Raw genomic sequence first — 15,481 nt, 5'->3', positions numbered from 1 at the left:
TTTCAATGGGGTTTAGTGACGCTATTCGAAGCGTTCTGAGAGAGAAATATGCAACCTTCTCCGGTCGGGCATCCCGCTCGGAATATTGGTGGTATTATTTATTTCATTTTTTGGTGGTGATCGCGTTTATAGTCGTGGCCCTCGGGGTCGCCACTGCTTCCGGTGGGGTCGAGGGTGGGGTTTCGTCGACAGTCATTGCTGTCGGTGTCATCGGCGGGTTGTTTCTGCTTGCAACTTTTATTCCGGCGCTCGCCGTTCAGATCCGCCGCTTCCATGATCGCAACATGTCCGGCTGGTGGTATCTCGCGCTGATTATCCTGGGTATGGTTCCCTATGTCGGGTTTATCGCGAGCATCGCCATTCTGGTGATCGGCGTGCTCCCAGGTACCGTCGGCCCGAACAAGTTCGGTCCGGATCCGCTGCGTCCGGAAGTGAGAGCCGAGGTTTTTGCCTAAGGCATCGTCATCGGGAATGTCGGGTTTGCCGGTTGCGCTCTTGCCGCCTTGACTCTGTTTTATCTTGTGCAGGGGCGGGACGGGGCAGTTGCTGCAGCCGCCCGCTTCCGATGGAAACGAACACCTAATTCCAGTGAAGAAATTGAACGCAAAGCGTTTTCATTTTGAATAGTGACGGATACGACTGATTTATTGCAATTTCTACGTTTGAATCGTAGCCGTTTCTCATTCGAAACAACTGTCATTCCAAGGCGATGGTGAGAGGTCACCGCGCTTGCTGCAAGCAGAAATGGGGGCATTTTTATGGGGTTTACCGAAGCTGTTCGGACGGTTCTGACGCAAAAATATGCAACCTTCTCCGGTCGGGCCTCCCGCTCGGAGTGCTGGTGGTTTCAGCTGTTCTATTGGCTGGTGCTGATCGGACTTGGAATTTTGGCTGCTTTGGCCGCCGGTTCCGGTGGTCAGGATGAACCTTCGTCACTGCTCATTGCCATCGGGGTCATCGCCGGACTGTTTGCGCTCGCAATGCTGCTGCCGCAGATATCCCTTACGGTTCGCCGTTTCCATGACCGCAACATCTCCGGCTGGTGGTATCTCGCGCTTTTTATCGCAAACTTGATTCCCTACCTCAATGTTGTCGCGGGCCTCGCGATCCTCGTTACGACTGTGCTCAAGGGCACGGAAGGTCCGAACAAGTTCGGGCCGGATCCGCTGCGTCCGGAGGTCAGAGCCGAGGTTTTCGCCTAGGGCAGGTGGACTTCTGGGAGTGGGGCATTTCAAATGGGGTTTCATGAATCTGTCCGAACGGTTCTGTCGAAGAAGTACGCGACCTTCTCCGGTCGCGCCTCCCGCTCGGAATATTGGTGGCTCCAACTTCTCTACTGGGCGCTGCTGGCTGCCTATGTCCCGCTGCTTGTTACGGTCAGCGAAGCGACGGGTGGGGCTGACGGACTTTCGCAGATCGCAGACGTCTTGATGACCATCCTGATCCTGTTCGTCTTGGCGACCTTGTCGCCGCAAACGGCCCTTCACGCGCGGCGTTTCCAGGATTGCGGTATTTCCAGCTCCCGATATGGCACGCTGGTTCTTCTCTGTGTCATTCCAGGTTTCGCGATCCTCGCCGGCCCTGCTGTGATCGTGATCTGCTTGCTTCCGGGCACGGAAGGTCCGAACAAATACGGGCCGGATTCGCTGATTGCGGAACCAAAGGCGGAGGTTTTCACCTGAGCCGCATCCTCCGTCACATTGGCCTGCTGGTGGCGCTATCATTGGCCGCCTCAGCCCAGTTTTATCCTGCGCTGGCGCAGGACAGCAGCAGTCAGGGCGGGACGGGCGATCGGCCGGTCAGCGTGGTCGGCAGAGAATATGCCGCGCAATGCGCGCTGAATGGCGTGCGCTGCAAGCTCACCTATCGCGATGGTGCCCAAAAGTCCAAGCGTGCGCCGGATGCGGCCCTGTCGCGCGACAATCGCTCGTTTACGCCGCAGGAGCCAGCCGTCGACGGTTCCGTGGCGGTCGTGCTTGTGCTCGTCGCTCTTGTCGTCATCATCGGCCTTGCAATGTTTTTCGGCAATGGCGGCGTGCTGCTGTCGTCCGCGCCGCGTGACGTGAAGAAGCGGCAAGGGGAAGCGCCGGAGAGCTGGCGCACATCCGATGGCGGGACCGAGGAGCGGCCCAATGATGTCCTGCAGCGCATTGCCGCCATGGCGGATCGCCGGCAGGCGCTGGTGCTCCTGCTCCGGCACTGCCTGCTGCACGCGGCCGATGTGACGGGAACACGGCTTTTCCGGTCGGATACGGAGCGGGCGGTTTTTGCGCGTCTGCCGGCAACCATGCCCGACCGTGAGCGGCTGGAACATCTGCTGGCCGAGGCGGAACTCGTGCATTATGGCGGCCGCCCATTGCAGGAAGGGCATTTCGATACGCTTCTCAACTCGGCGCGCGCTTTGCTGTCGGTAGGCAGGTTCAGCCATGCGTAATGCCGCGCCCGTTCTCATCCTGCTGGTTCTGGCCGGGCTCGCGGCGCTGGCACTCTTCGGGCTGCCGCGAGAGAACGATTTCGACCGTTCGCCGCTCGGCAGCAGGGGTCTGCAGGTCTGGCTGGAAGCCAAGGGCATTCCCGTTATCCGCTCCGATCCGCATTTCGTCAGGTCGCGCGCCGAAATCTCCATGCGCATGCTTTCCCTGCCGATATCGGAGAACGAGACTGCCGCACCCAAGGGGGAAGAGAAAACGGCCGAAGTGTCTCCGGAAGACTGGGCCTACGAAGCGGTCAACCACGAGCTGCCGACGCTGATCGTCATGCCGAAATGGCGCAGCAGCGTGTTGAGGGATGGGATTGCCGGCCAGTCGGACCTGCTGGCGCTCCCCGCCATACAGGACAAGCTCAACAGGGTCGAACTTTCCAGCAAGCACCTCTCGCGCAACGCGCCGGGTTTCGAAGAAGCGCAGATTGGTCTGAAACAGTTCCAGTCCATGAAGATCGCCCTGTATCAGGCGCAGACCTTCGATCGGGAAAGCCTGTCGGACGATTGCCAGGAGCTCGTCGGCATGCCGTCGGGCGCGTTGCTCGTTCATTGCGATGACAATCCTCACGTCTATCTGCTGTCGGATCCCGATCTCGTGACCAATCACGGGCTGGCTCTCGCTGACAATGCCAGCTTTGCCGTGGCTCTCTTTGAGCATCTGCGTGGCGCCGGCGAGACGCGGCCGGTCTATATCGATATGACAGGAGCGCCACTGGATGACACGAAACCGGTGGACGAGGGGCGCAGCTACGAGCGTTCAAGCTCCGATCTCAAACGCTTCTTCGCCTATCCGCTCTCCGTCATCTGGGGAACTCTGTTCGTTGTCGTGGCGATCTGCTTCTGGCGCGGGTTCTGGCGTTTCGGCCCGCCTTTGAAGGATGCGTCGGGACATATCGAATTGTCGAAGAGCGCGGCGATCGAGGCCACGGCCCGGCTGCTTCGCCTGTCGGGCAATGACGGGCGGATGGTGTCGCAGTTCGTGCTCCATCTGCTTGCCGACAAGGCGCAGTTGCTCTTCGGGCCCGGAGCCGGAAACGAGGCGGGCATAGATCGGTTGTTCAAACGCATGGCGCGCCACGATCATGCGGCGGCGCAGGCGTTGCATTCGTCAGCTCAGGCGCTGATTGATCGTGGACATTTGATGAAGCGGGCGGACCTGCACCGCAATCTCGAGACATTCAGGAAATCGCTGGGGAGCATCGACCTTGGATCTAAGTGAATTTCGCAATCTCATCGCCGCTGTCAGGGGCGAGATCGGCAAGGCGGTGCAGGGACAGGATGCGATCATCGATCTCGTCCTGATCTCGATATTCTCGGGCGGGCACTGCCTCGTCGAGGGGCCGCCCGGCACGGCAAAGACGCTGCTTGCCCGTTCGGTTTCGGCCGCCATGGCGCTCGATTACCGGCGCATCCAGTTCACGCCGGACCTGATGCCCGGCGATGTGCTCGGCGTCAATCTCTTCAACTTCCAGACCAACCAGTTCCACCTGACCAAGGGTCCGGTCTTCACCGACATTCTTCTCGCCGACGAAATCAACCGCGCGCCGCCAAAGACGCAATCGGCGCTGCTGCAGGCGATGAACGAGCGGATGGTGACGCTTGACGGGGTCGATTATGCGCTGGGGCCGGATTTCTTCGTGCTCGCCACCCAGAACCCGATCGAGCAGCAGGGCACCTATCCGCTTCCCGAGGCGCAGCTCGACCGCTTCCTGTTCAAGCTCGTCGTCGATTTTCCCGACCGCGATACGGAAATCTCGATCCTGTCGCGCCATGCCGATCAGGCGCTGAAGGCCGATATCAGCAAAGCCGGCATCCGGCCGCTGGTCACCAGCGAGGCGCTTGCCGCTGGCCGGGCGCTCATCGATGCGATCCATCTCGACAAGTCGATCCTGACCTATATCGTCGATCTCGTGCGCGCGACGCGCTCCGATCCCGATATTCTCTATGGTGCCTCCACACGTGCTGCCGATGCGCTTGCCGCGGCCGTGCGCGTCAAGGCGGCCTTCGAGGGTCGGGATTACGGCCTGCCTGACGATGTGCAGGCGCTGCTCACGCCGGCTTTGCGCCATCGCATCGTGCTGTCGCCTTCGGCGGAAATCGACGGGCGCACGCCTGACGATGTGCTGCGCAGCCTCAGGAACCGCGTGGATGCGCCCCGGTAAATGCGGCCGTCCTCACACCTGATCGCGCTTGTTCTTGCCATGGCGGCGCTGACGGTCATCGTCAGCGTGTGGTGGCGCGACATGAGCATGCCGCTCGTCTTCCTGTGGGTGGTGCTGGCGGTCGTTACGGCGGGCGATCTCGTCTTTACGGCGCTGTCGGGCCGCATGGCCGTCGATGTCGATCTGCCGCCGCAGGGTTTTGTCGGCCACGCGGCTCCTTTCACTGTTGTCATCAACAGGCAGAAGGGCAAGCTGCCGGAGGGGATCGTTATCCGGCTTGATGCCGCGCCGGAACTCGTCATCGGCGAGCGTCGGATGGAGCGCGCCGATTCCGGGCCGGTGAAGGCCTCCTTCGATCTGCAGCTGACGCGGCGCGGGCAGTTTTCAGTCCGCGAGCTCTGGCTGAAATGGCCGTCGCGCCTCAGGCTGATCGACAGGATCGTGCGCCTGCCGGTGGCGCGCGAGATCGCCGTCATTCCCGATATCTCGCCGGTGCTGTCAGGCGCGATCAAGACGCAGATCCTGCCGCTGGAAGCCGGTCAGAAGGATTTGCGGCTGCGCGGCGAAGGATCGGAATTCCATCAGCTCCGGGAATTTGCCGCCGGCATGGATCCGCGCAGCATCGACTGGAAGCGATCGGCGCGCATGCGCAATCTCGTGGTGCGCGAGATGCGCGCGGAGAAAAACCACCAGATCATTCTCTGCGTCGATTCCGGGCGGCTGATGGCCGAACGGCTCGACGGCTTCACCAAGCTCGACCGGGCCATCAATGCCGCGCTTGCCATGTGCTGGGCGGGAGGGCTCGCGGGCGATCTCGTCGGTTTCTACAGTTTCGACAGCCGTCCGCGTCTCTTCCTGCCGGCCCTGCCGGGGCGCGCAGCTTTTCCGCGGCTGCAGACGGTGTGCGCCGAGCTGCAATATGAGACGCAGGAGACCAACCATACGCTGGGCCTTACGCATCTTTCGGGCCGTCTCAAGCGGCGCTCGCTGATCGTGATATTCTCCGATTTCGTCGACAGCATCACGGCGGAGCTGATGATCGAGAATATGCAGGTGCTCGCGCGCCATCATTTCATCGTTTACGTCGCCTTGCGCGATCCGATGCTGGCAAAGCTGGTGGAGCCGGAAGAGACGACGCTCGATGCCATCGCCCGCTCGGTAGCGGCGCGGCAGATCGTGCAGGAGCGGCGGGCGGTGATGGAGAAACTCGCCCGTCTCGGCGTGCTCTGCCTCGACAGCACGCCCGAGGCGCTGACATCGGATCTCATTGCCCGCTACATCGAAATCAAATCCCGCGAGATGATATGACGGATCTGCGCATCGACCCCAGGATGGATAGTGGCGCGACGCCCCACGCCGGCGGGGTGCAGAACGACCTCCTGCGCTCGGCCCGCTTCCGGCTGGAGCGCGAGGCACACTGGCGTAAGCTGGACCAGTTGGTGAGCCGGGCGGAGGAGGGCGGGGCTGCTGCACTCAGCTATAACGAGGTGCGCGACCTCGCGGCCGGTTACCGGCAGGCGATGAATTCGCTCAGCGTCGCGCGCGATATTTCGCTCGATCGGGCGCTTGTCGCCTATCTGGAAAGCCTCTGCGCGCGGGCCTATCTCGTCGTCTATGCGCCGCAGGAAAGCCTCGGCGGGCTGATCTCCCGCCTGCTGCTGAAGGGCATTCCGCAGGCGGTGCGCCGCTCGGCCCTGCCTCTCTTCATCGGCTTCCTGGCGCTTGTTCTCGGCGCTCTTGCCGGATACAGGCTCTGCAGCAGCGATCCGAGCTGGTTCTATACGTTCGTGCCCTCGGAGCTCGCCGACCAGCGCACGCCGGATGCGTCGGCCGATTACCTGCGCTCGACGATCTACGGCAATGAACGGCATGAGAGCGACGGGCTCGCGGCCTTTTCGGCCTATCTCTTTTCCCACAATACGGGGATCGCCGTACTGATCTTTGCGCTCGGCGTCTTCGCATCGGTGCCGAGCTTCATTCTGACCTTCTACAATGGCCTGATGCTCGGCGCCTTCTTCGCGATGTTCCGGCAGAAAGGGCTGGGCTACGATGCCTTCGCCTGGCTTTCCATCCACGGCGTCACCGAGCTTGCGGCGATCTCTATTGCCTGCGCCGGCGGGGCAGGGCTGGGGCTTGCGGTTCTTCTTCCGGGCGCGCGAACCCGCAAGGAGGCTCTGCGCCACCAGGGGCATGATGCCGTCAAGCTCGCGATCCTTGCGGCCCTGATGCTGGTCGTGGCAGCCTTTATCGAAGGCTTCCTGCGCCAGCTCGTCCAGGAGCCGGTCTGGCGGATCGGCATCGGCTGGGGCATGGGTGCCTTCTGGGTGGCATGGCTCACGCTTGCGGGGCGCGAAGGCAAGGCTTCACATGAGGCCGTCAGATGAAGCAGCCGGACCAGACGATGACAGACGGCAAGCGCGTCATGCAGTTCATTCCGCCGGAGGGCGTACCGATCAGTTTCGCGATCGCCTCGATCGGAGCCCGTTTGGGCGCGCAGATCCTCGATATCATCTTCACGACCCTCCTTTTCGTCATTATCGCGCTTGCCGTCATCTTCACGGGGGCCTTGCCCTTCAGCGCCATGACGGTCCTGATCACATTGATGGGCTTTCTGCTGCGGACGCCCTATTACGTGCTCTCGGAACTGATCTGGAACGGGCGCACGCTCGGAAAACGGATAGCGGGCATCCGCGTCATCAATGTCGATGGCCGACGCCTGACGCCGCATCAGGTGGCGGCGCGCAACCTCATGAAAGAGGTGGAGATCTTCGCTCCGATGGGCCTTCTGGGCACGATCGGCGAACAGTCGGGGCTGGAAGGTGGATTGACGGCCGTTTGGCTCCTGGTGGTGGTGATCGTTCCGCTCGCCAACCGCCGCCGGCAACGCATCGGCGACATGATCGCCGGCACACTGGTGGTCGACAATCCGCGCTCCGTGCTGCTCTCGGATCTCGCGCTGTCGTCTCCTGCCAAGGCTTCGTCGCAGCCGGCATTCGAATTCCTGCCCGAGCATCTCGATATCTACGGCAAATACGAGCTGCAGACGCTGGAGGACGTGCTGCGCGACACGACGAAGATGCCGAACACCCAAGAGATCATCAAGATCGTGCGCACGATTACGAGAAGGATCCGCTATGAGGATGCCGTGAAGCCCGGCCAGGAGATGCTGTTCCTCAATGATTTCTACCGCGCCCAGCGCGAGCATCTGGAGAGCCTGAAGCTTTTCGGAAAGGCGCGTGAGAATAAGTATCACGAGCATACGAAAACAGAGGCGAGGAAGCTTGTTTGACGTGGAGGCCGGTGGCTGTGCCTCGGAACCAGTCACCTTGAAAACCCCGAGCAGTTTGTACACCGCTGCCTGATGAACCTTGACTTAGGGATTTGAGTGTATAAGTACTTATACGGAGCTTTTGGTGAGCAAAGACATCATATGGATGGGATCGTCATTCGATGACATCAAAAAGTTTCCGAAGGACGCCCGCAAGCAGGCAGGTCACGACCTCAACCGCATTAAGGCGGGTTTGCCTCCTAACGACTGGAAAACTTTCTCTACGGTTGGACCAGGCACTGCGGAGATAAGAATAAAGGACGCAGGAAACCAGTATCGAGTGTTCTACGTCGCAAAGTTTGATGACGGGATCTTCGTGTTGCACTGCTTTTCGAAGACCACTCAAAAGACCTCGCAGCACCACATTGAAGTTGGCAAGAGCCGCTATAAAGCAATGAAAAAGCAAATGAGCGATAAAACGAAAAGGAAATCAAAATGAAACCGAAGGACGACGAGATCGGTCACGTCACCCAGGCCGGTGTCAATATTTTTGAAGACCTTGGTTTTGATACTGATGAGGCGGCATCTCTTCAGGCAGAATCCGATGCTCAGATCGCTGCCATGATCGAAATTAAAGAGAACCTGATGACAGAAATCGCCGATTGGATTGCTGCAAGCCAGCTAAAGCAGTCGGAAGCGGCAGAAAGGCTGCACGTCTCTCGTCCCCGTGTGTCCGACGTGGTGAACAAGAAGGTCTCCAAATTCACCGTAGACACGCTTATCGAGATGGTTCAGCGCATCGGCAAGAAGGTACAGGTTGCAGTTGTCTAAGCGAATGGCGGCGGGGCTGTAAGCGCGCCTTCACCCCGTGATCATTCGTGCATTCGAAGTGCCTTGGAGCAGTAGAAGCAATGACCCCTGAAGAAAGAAAAATCCTGATGGCCCTCGCCTCCATGTGTGATCAGTACTTGGATGACGGTAGAGGACGGCTGGATCATAAAGCCATGTATGCCGGGGAGCTCGCAGTTGAAGTGTTGGCCTCGTATGGTCTGGTCAAACCGGAGATACAAGGCGGCTCCTGGACCGAAGAGGGGTTGCTCCTCTTGGAGGAATCGTAACCCGTCTTTTGTAAGGGGGCACTCGAACATTGCTCAAGAGGATCGCATCGACTTCGGTTCCCGTGCTCGGTTGCGACCGCCAGCCTAGTCACCACTCTCCCCAACCAATTCCCACAGATCCACCTTGAGCCATGCACCGTAGAAACGGAATGGCAACGGCCCGGGTCCGCGACGGACCCAGGCCTGATCGGCCTACTTGACCTCAGTCACGGTCAGCTTGCCGTCGACGCGATCGGCGACGAACTCGATGTTCTCGCCTGCCTTCAGCTTCTCGAGGATCGCCGCATCCTTGACGCGGAACACCATCGTCATGCCGGGCATGTCGAGGTTCTTCAGGTCTTCGTGCTTGATGGTGACCTTCTGCGCCTTGGCGTCGACCTTGTCGACGACGCCTTTGGTGTATTCCTGTGCGATTGCGCCTGCAGCGGCGCCGACGGACAGCATGAAGGCGAGGGTGATCTTGATTGCAGTCTTCATTTTCGGTCTCCTCTTGGGATGTCTCATTCGGCAGCGACGCTGACGTCGCCGTGCATGCCGGCCTCGTAGTGGCCGGGGATCAGGCAGGCGAACTTGAATTCGCCGCCGGTGGTGAACTTCCAGACGATCTCGCCGGACTGGCCGGCCGTCAGGCGGAGCGAGTTCGCATCGGCATGTTCCATCTCGGGGAATTTCTCCATGACCTTCTTGTGCTCCAGGATCTTGTCTTCCTGGTCGAGCACGAATTCGTGGTCGCTTTGCCCCGCATTCTTGATGGAGATCTTGACCGTCTGGTCCTTGCGAACCTTGATCACGGCGGGCTGGAAGAGCATCTTGCCGTCTTCGGTTTCCTTCATGCTGACGCGGATGGTCTGGGTGACCTTCGACTTGTCGCCGGGCTCGCCGACCGCCATTTTTTCGCCGTGCCCGCCAGCGTGATTGCCGGAAGCAAGCGCTGGGCCGGCGATGGCCGCAAGAGCCAGTGCGAGAGTGTGGATTTTCATATCAGGTCCTTTGGTTTGCTGGGGATTTGCATCAGCCGTGCTGCATCGGCTTCGGCGTGATGGTGGTGTTTGCGTCCTTCGCCTTGGTCGCGTCCGGCAGTTCGCCGGTCCACTCCCAAGCCTGGGTGCCGGGCGGGTTTTCGTACCAGCCCGGATCGGCGTAATCGTCCGCCGAGATACCCTCGCGGACTTTCACGACGGAGAACATGCCGCCCATTTCGATGGGGCCGTGCGGGCCCCAGCCGGTCATCATGGGGACAGTGTTCTCGGGAATGGGCATTTCCATTTCGCCCATATCGGCCATGCCTTTGGTTCCCATCGGCATGTAGTCAGGTTGAAGCTTGCGGATCTTGTCGGCGAGTTTCGACTTGTCCGCCCCGATGAAGGTCGGGATGTCGTGGCCCATCGCGTTCATCGTGTGGTGCGACTTGTGGCAGTGGATCGCCCAGTCGCCGAGATATTTGGCGTCGAACTCGTAGGCCCGCATCGCCCCGACGGGAATGTCGATGCTCACCTCCGGCCAGCGGGCTTCCGGCCGCACCCAGCCGCCATCCGTGCAGGTGACTTCGAAATCGTAGCCGTGCATGTGGACCGGATGATTGGTCATGGTGAGGTTGCCGACCCGCACCCGGACACGATCGTTCTTCGAGACCACCAGCGGGCTGATGCCGGGAAAGACCCGGCTGTTCCAGCACCACATGTTGAAGTCAGTCATTTCCATGATACGCGGCACGTATGAGCCGGGGTCGATGTCATAGGCATTGAGCAGGAAGACGAAGTCGCGGTCGACGCGCATGAACTTGGGGTCTTTGGGATGGATGACGAAGAAGCCCATCATGCCCATCGCCATCTGCACCATCTCGTCGGAATGCGGGTGGTACATGAAGGTGCCCGACTTCACGAGATCGAACTCGTAGACGAAGGTCTTGCCGACGGGGATGTGAGGCTGCGACAGGCCGCCCACACCGTCCATGCCTGAAGGCAGGATCATGCCGTGCCAGTGGATGGTCGTGTGTTCCGGCAGCTTGTTGGTGACGAAGATGCGAACGCGGTCGCCTTCGACAGCCTCGATCGTCGGCCCCGGTGATTGCCCGTTATAGCCCCAGAGGTAGGCGGTCATGCCGTCCGCCATCTCGCGCTCCACCGGCTCGGCGACGAGGTGGAATTCCTTGACGCCATTGTTCATCCGATGCGGAAGCGTCCAGCCGTTCAGCGTCACGACCGGCTGGTAGTCCGGCCCGGAGGTCGGGTGCAGCGGCGGCTGCATGTCGGCCGAGGCCATGGCCGGGGCATCCGGCAGGCCCATTGCCGAGGTCTTCGTCCAGGCTCCGGCCGCCATCAGGGCTGCACCGGCACCGAAGAGTTGTCTTCTGTTGAACATGTGAAAGTCCTTTCTCAATGACCGCCGCCGCTCTCGGACGATGAGGCGACCTCGGTCCCGGCCGATGCCGCAGCCGTGCCGCCGCCATAGACGGCGGGCGCGAGGTTGGCGTCCGCGAGCCAGAAGTCCCGCTTTGCATTGACGGAGAGCAGGATGGAGTTGATCTTGTCCCGCGTGTCGGTGAGCAGCTCGAAGGTGTTGGTGATCATCCCGTTGTAGGAAAGGAGGGATTCTTCCTCGACCTTGGTGCGGAGCGGGACGACGCTGTTGCGGTAGTGGCGGGCGATGTCGTAGTTCGACCGATAGGCCTCATAGGCCGATCGCGCTTCCGAGCGGACGTTGACGGCCTTCTCCGCCAGCTGATTGGCCGCACGCATGTAGCCAAGCTCGGCCTTGCGCATGCGGGCCTTGCCGGTGTCGAAGATCGGGATTGAAAATTCCAGCTCCCCGGTCGCCGTCGTCTCCCATTTCTTGTCGCCGTCTTCCCCGACCTCCCTCTCGGACTCGGCTCCGGCAAGGATTTGGAGATCGGTGACGTAGCGGGTCGCTTCGGTGAGGCCATAGGAGCGCGCGGTGGCTTCCAGTTCGAGCCTGGCTACCTGAAGATCGATGCGGTTGCCGAGCGCTTCCGCCTCGATCGTGTCGCGCTTCATCAGCGCCTTCGGCAGGGGCGGCAGGCTGTTCGGCACCTGGAATTCGGTATCCGGGCCCCACAGGCCCATCTGCCTTGTCAGCTCTTCCTTCGCCAGGCGAGCAGCCAGGCGGGCCTTGGCGGTTTCACCGGCGAGTTCGGCTGCGAAGACATGTTCGCGAGCCTGCGCTCCCTTGGCCATCGCCCCGGTCTCGCCAAGCTTCTGGGCAAGCTCGGAGGCTGCATCGGCGGCCGCCTGGGCACGCTGGAGCTGGGTCACATTCTCCCATGCGGCGACCGCGTTGATCCAGGCGCGGCGCGTGTCGGCCGCGAGCTGCAGCGTGCGGACGGCAGCGTTCAGCTGCGCCTGGCGGAAACGCGTATCGGCAATCTCGATATCGCGTTTCCTGGTCATCAGCGCGAGCAGGTTGGTGGTGATCGCGCCCTCGATCGTCTTGAACGCTTCCAGTTCCGGCGTCCCGATGCCGGAGAAGCCGACGGAGACCGTTGGGTTCAAGAGCATGGTCGACTGCCATGCGTCGGCAGCACTCTCGCCAAGATCGGCGTAGGCGGCCTGCAGGCCCTTGTTGTTGATGAGGGCGATCTGGACTGCCGTTTCCGCGTCCAGCGTCTTCCTGCCGGCAAGAAGCGCTTTCACCTTGGCAGAGGCCACTTCGGCTTCCTGGCGGTTTTGAACCCAGACGGTCTGTTTGGAGGCAACCCCGCCGACCTTGGCGGAAACTGCCGCGAAACCGGCGTCTTTCGCCGCATACTCGGCACTGCTCACGCAGCCTCCGAGGACGAGGGGCAGGGCTGTGAGAGCGAGCAGCTTTCTGATTGCAGTCATGAAGCGTCTCCCTTTTTCGGAGACTGCTCCTCGTTCTGTTGTCGCCAGGGCTTGGGATCGATCGGCTGTCGGGCAACAAATCCCGAGATGGGCGAACGATACTGGAGCGGCCGAACGGAATAGGTCTGCTCGACATCCACGGGTGCAATGACATCGACAGGAAGCGTGGATGCGCAGCCGCCCGCAATAAGCGGCAGCCCCACCACCAATATGGAAGGTCTCATCTTAAAAATCCGAATAATAGACTCTCACGGGCAGGCGCGGTTTCACCGCGGCATGCCTTCGGACCCGCAGACGCGGGGAAATCGCTATTCAGATCTTGGGCGGGCGATGAAGCGGCGGCAGTTCGCCGAGGATGCTCTGATCGTCGACGAACTGGCGGATCGAAGACACGACCGGTCCGCCGACCTCGTGAGCTTCGCAGACGATGCCGAAGCCGCCGCAAAAATCCTTGCAGCATTGCTGCTTGGAAAGTTGCTCGTCATCGCTCGCGGACGAGCCATGATCCTGCTGGATGGAGGCATTCTGGACGACGCCATGATCACCCGAAGCGGCATGATCCTCGCCTGACATGGCGTGGTGATCGTGCCCGCCTGCTGATATTGCCGGCGGCTGCAGATCGGGGAAAGCCGAACCGTGCATGGCGGCATTCGCGTTGGACAGCGTGTATCCTGCCAGCGATACGATGATCACCAGCCGCACGAAAAGGAGCAGTCTGCCCAGTGCGTTCAGATACATTTTGTCCATAACTCCGGAGCTGCCATCAAGGCCGCTCCGCTTCACTATCCTCGACAGACCTTCCCATGATTCGTAATCCCCAGGAGGCTGTTCGGATCTGCGTCTAGAGCTTCCCCCTACTGGAAGGTCAATATCCTTATCGTGTCCGATTGCGCTTTTATCGGCGTCGGCGCTTCAAGTTGCCCGCGCTTCAAGTCGCGGTCTGGTCGTTCCGCGGCAGGATCATCCGGTCCAGCGTTGCGTCCCGCCTGATCAGCGTGTGCCAGGCAGCCGCGGCGAAGTGGAGGACGACCATCGCCAGGATGACATTCGAGCCGATGACATGGAGCGGTGCGACGGAAAAAGTCAGGTAGCTGGCGATAAAGCCAAGTGCGGCCTGGGCGATGATGACAGCATAGAAACCAAGGTGAAGGGCCTTTGCCACCCGATCCGCACCCGTCGGCGATATCGCCGGTGAGGGCGGCCGCATGATCCTCAGCAGGAGCCGTAGGCCCATGAGGCCACCGATCGCCATGCCCGTATAGTTGTGGACCAGATGCTGAAAGACATCGAAAGATGACGGCTGCATGCCCATGTGCACAGCATGGTGGATCCGCTCGATGCTGCCTCCCGTCAGATATTGCACGGGCAGCAGCCCGGCGATGAGCCAGTGCAGGGCGATCTGAGAAATCCTGTAGCCGTCGCGCATCCGATCCTCCATGTGTGGTGGAGGATGCCGTGTCCCGGTAAAGATTGGGTATCGAATCCGCAGGGGATGCGGGCTCCTCACTCTTTGAGCCGGTATCGGGCATGACAGGACGTGCATGTCCCGAGCAACGTATGGAAAGCGTGCTCGGCCGACATGGGCGCTTCATTCGCCGCGTTGCGGGGGCGCTTTGCAAACGGCCCGCCGCTTACCGTTTCGCCCTCGCGCATCCGCATGTCCTCGGGCATCGGGCCGGGACTGTCGGAGGCTGCGGAAGCCACGGCTATGGCGTATCTTTCCAGGTCGTCCGAAAGTTGCGCGAACCGCTGCCGTTCCGCTGCAATCAGCTCGCTGGCCTCGGAGCCCTGCGCGGCCGTTACCGCTGAAAAATCGGCCTGAAGGCTCGTAGCGGAGTGACGCCTGATTGTCTCGGCGGCGTCCTTGAAGCCTGCCGGCGAATAGGTTTCCGGCGACTTGAACATGCCCGCCATGGTTTTTACGGCTGCCGCCATGGCTTTCATATGCTGCTGACGCTGCGCCACCACATCCGTGATCGATTGCCCGGCGGCGTGAAGGGAGAAAAGCACAGACACCACGATTGCAAACACAAGGGCCCCGGCAAAAACAAAGGCTCGGGCAAAAACAAATGCTCGCGATCGCACGGGGCTGCTCCATATCCTGACAGGCGGCTCGGGTCTATATTGATGAAGATCAAAGCGCGCATAGGGCAAGCGGCTACTGTGCGATAAACGGCGGCATTGAGCTGAAGGCGATGACGGTTCGAAATCGGTGGGCGACAATATTGAGGTGGATAATGGCTGCAGCTTTTGCGGGCCTGCTCCTCAACGCGCAGGCGCAGGCGATGCCTTCCGACTGCCACGCCGCCGAAGCCGCGGCCTCGACCGTTCATGCACTGCTGCAACAGGCACCCGCCGATGGGGGCCATCAGGAAAAGGCGCTGAAAGACAGGCTTTGCTGCACCGGCGTATGTGTCGTCTGTGTCGCGAGCCTCCCGTCTCCCGCCGCTTCGGCCTGGAGCGGTTATGTCGCTCCCTCCTATTTTCCCGGCGTGCTTGCCGGAATGACCGGCCAGGGCGCGCCCGCCGTTTTCGAACCGCCTCGATCCATCCTGCATTGATGAACCCGGCCTGAAGCCTCGGGCCGTCATGTCAACAGGTCGGACTATCCG

Annotated in this window: 21 protein-coding genes; 13 read left to right on the top strand and 8 right to left on the bottom strand. The window is 61.0% G+C overall.

Going from position 1 to position 15,481, the window contains the following annotated elements; all coding sequences use genetic code 11:
• Positions 1-5: 5 nt before the first annotated feature.
• From PMI11_RS25700 to PMI11_RS25645, 12 genes are all read left to right on the top strand, one after another.
• Complete coding sequence (locus tag PMI11_RS25700; RefSeq protein ID WP_007823144.1) at positions 6-455, top strand: DUF805 domain-containing protein; 450 nt, start codon at positions 6-8, stop codon at positions 453-455.
• 303 nt (positions 456-758) lie between these two features.
• Positions 759-1,202, top strand: coding sequence for a DUF805 domain-containing protein (locus PMI11_RS25695; protein WP_007823143.1), 444 nt, complete (start codon positions 759-761; stop codon positions 1,200-1,202).
• Positions 1,203-1,235: 33 nt separating this feature from the next.
• Positions 1,236-1,682 (top strand): DUF805 domain-containing protein, encoded by a 447-nt coding sequence (locus PMI11_RS25690; protein WP_007823141.1) that lies wholly within the window; start codon positions 1,236-1,238, stop codon positions 1,680-1,682.
• A gap of 41 nt (positions 1,683-1,723) precedes the next feature.
• The gene (locus tag PMI11_RS25685) at positions 1,724-2,434 is read left to right on the top strand and encodes a hypothetical protein (RefSeq protein WP_007823140.1); all 711 of its coding nucleotides are present in this window, start codon (positions 1,724-1,726) and stop codon (positions 2,432-2,434) included.
• Positions 2,427-3,701, top strand: a complete 1,275-nt coding sequence (locus PMI11_RS25680) for a DUF4350 domain-containing protein (protein ID WP_007823139.1) — start codon at positions 2,427-2,429, stop codon at positions 3,699-3,701. Before PMI11_RS25685 ends, PMI11_RS25680 begins: the two co-directional genes overlap by 8 nt.
• The gene (locus tag PMI11_RS25675; protein ID WP_007823138.1) at positions 3,688-4,644 is read left to right on the top strand and encodes an AAA family ATPase; all 957 of its coding nucleotides are present in this window, start codon (positions 3,688-3,690) and stop codon (positions 4,642-4,644) included. The genes PMI11_RS25680 and PMI11_RS25675 overlap by 14 nt, the downstream gene beginning before the upstream one ends.
• Positions 4,645-5,952 (top strand): DUF58 domain-containing protein, encoded by a 1,308-nt coding sequence (locus tag PMI11_RS25670; RefSeq protein WP_007823137.1) that lies wholly within the window; start codon positions 4,645-4,647, stop codon positions 5,950-5,952.
• On the top strand, positions 5,949-7,028 hold the full coding sequence (locus PMI11_RS25665) for a stage II sporulation protein M (RefSeq protein WP_007823136.1): 1,080 nt from the start codon (positions 5,949-5,951) through the stop codon (positions 7,026-7,028). Before PMI11_RS25670 ends, PMI11_RS25665 begins: the two co-directional genes overlap by 4 nt.
• Positions 7,025-7,933: an RDD family protein gene (locus PMI11_RS25660; protein WP_007823135.1), complete on the top strand. Its 909-nt coding sequence runs from the start codon at positions 7,025-7,027 to the stop codon at positions 7,931-7,933. Before PMI11_RS25665 ends, PMI11_RS25660 begins: the two co-directional genes overlap by 4 nt.
• A 124-nt stretch (positions 7,934-8,057) precedes the next feature.
• Positions 8,058-8,411, top strand: coding sequence for a type II toxin-antitoxin system RelE/ParE family toxin (locus PMI11_RS25655; RefSeq protein WP_007823134.1), 354 nt, complete (start codon positions 8,058-8,060; stop codon positions 8,409-8,411).
• Positions 8,408-8,743 carry a helix-turn-helix domain-containing protein gene (locus PMI11_RS25650; RefSeq protein ID WP_007823133.1) on the top strand — a complete coding sequence of 112 codons (336 nt, stop codon included), beginning with the start codon at positions 8,408-8,410 and terminating at the stop codon, positions 8,741-8,743. Before PMI11_RS25655 ends, PMI11_RS25650 begins: the two co-directional genes overlap by 4 nt.
• Before the next feature lie 80 nt (positions 8,744-8,823).
• Positions 8,824-9,030 (top strand): hypothetical protein, encoded by a 207-nt coding sequence (locus tag PMI11_RS25645; RefSeq protein WP_007823131.1) that lies wholly within the window; start codon positions 8,824-8,826, stop codon positions 9,028-9,030.
• A 192-nt stretch (positions 9,031-9,222) separates the two neighbouring features.
• Here PMI11_RS25645 and PMI11_RS25640 read toward each other — a convergent pair whose 3' ends face one another.
• The 8 genes from PMI11_RS25640 to PMI11_RS25605 form a co-directional block, all read right to left on the bottom strand.
• Complete coding sequence (locus PMI11_RS25640; RefSeq protein ID WP_007823129.1) at positions 9,223-9,507, bottom strand: copper-binding protein; 285 nt, start codon at positions 9,505-9,507, stop codon at positions 9,223-9,225.
• Positions 9,508-9,530: 23 nt separating this feature from the next.
• Complete coding sequence (locus PMI11_RS25635) at positions 9,531-10,010, bottom strand: cupredoxin domain-containing protein (protein ID WP_007823127.1); 480 nt, start codon at positions 10,008-10,010, stop codon at positions 9,531-9,533.
• A 31-nt stretch (positions 10,011-10,041) separates the two neighbouring features.
• A complete protein-coding gene (locus PMI11_RS25630; protein ID WP_007823126.1) occupies positions 10,042-11,391 on the bottom strand; it encodes a multicopper oxidase family protein in 1,350 nt (449 codons plus the stop codon).
• Positions 11,392-11,405: 14 nt separating this feature from the next.
• Positions 11,406-12,869: a TolC family protein gene (locus PMI11_RS25625; protein WP_007823124.1), complete on the bottom strand. Its 1,464-nt coding sequence runs from the start codon at positions 12,867-12,869 to the stop codon at positions 11,406-11,408.
• Positions 12,866-13,093, bottom strand: a complete 228-nt coding sequence (locus PMI11_RS25620; protein ID WP_007823123.1) for a hypothetical protein — start codon at positions 13,091-13,093, stop codon at positions 12,866-12,868. Before PMI11_RS25620 ends, PMI11_RS25625 begins: the two co-directional genes overlap by 4 nt.
• An 88-nt stretch (positions 13,094-13,181) precedes the next feature.
• Positions 13,182-13,616, bottom strand: coding sequence for a hypothetical protein (locus tag PMI11_RS25615; RefSeq protein WP_193385631.1), 435 nt, complete (start codon positions 13,614-13,616; stop codon positions 13,182-13,184).
• A 181-nt stretch (positions 13,617-13,797) separates the two neighbouring features.
• Positions 13,798-14,295, bottom strand: coding sequence for a cytochrome b (locus PMI11_RS25610; RefSeq protein ID WP_007823121.1), 498 nt, complete (start codon positions 14,293-14,295; stop codon positions 13,798-13,800).
• Positions 14,296-14,372: 77 nt separating this feature from the next.
• Positions 14,373-14,954 carry a cytochrome c gene (locus tag PMI11_RS25605; protein WP_007823120.1) on the bottom strand — a complete coding sequence of 194 codons (582 nt, stop codon included), beginning with the start codon at positions 14,952-14,954 and terminating at the stop codon, positions 14,373-14,375.
• Between the two features lie 152 nt (positions 14,955-15,106).
• Between PMI11_RS25605 and PMI11_RS25600 the strand changes: the two genes are divergently transcribed.
• Positions 15,107-15,430, top strand: coding sequence for a hypothetical protein (locus PMI11_RS25600; protein ID WP_007823119.1), 324 nt, complete (start codon positions 15,107-15,109; stop codon positions 15,428-15,430).
• Positions 15,431-15,481: the final 51 nt, after the last annotated feature.

Source organism: Rhizobium sp. CF142 (genome assembly GCF_000281145.1).
Taxonomy (GTDB): Bacteria; Pseudomonadota; Alphaproteobacteria; order Rhizobiales; family Rhizobiaceae; genus Rhizobium.
This window is presented reverse-complemented; position numbering and strand designations above follow the sequence as displayed.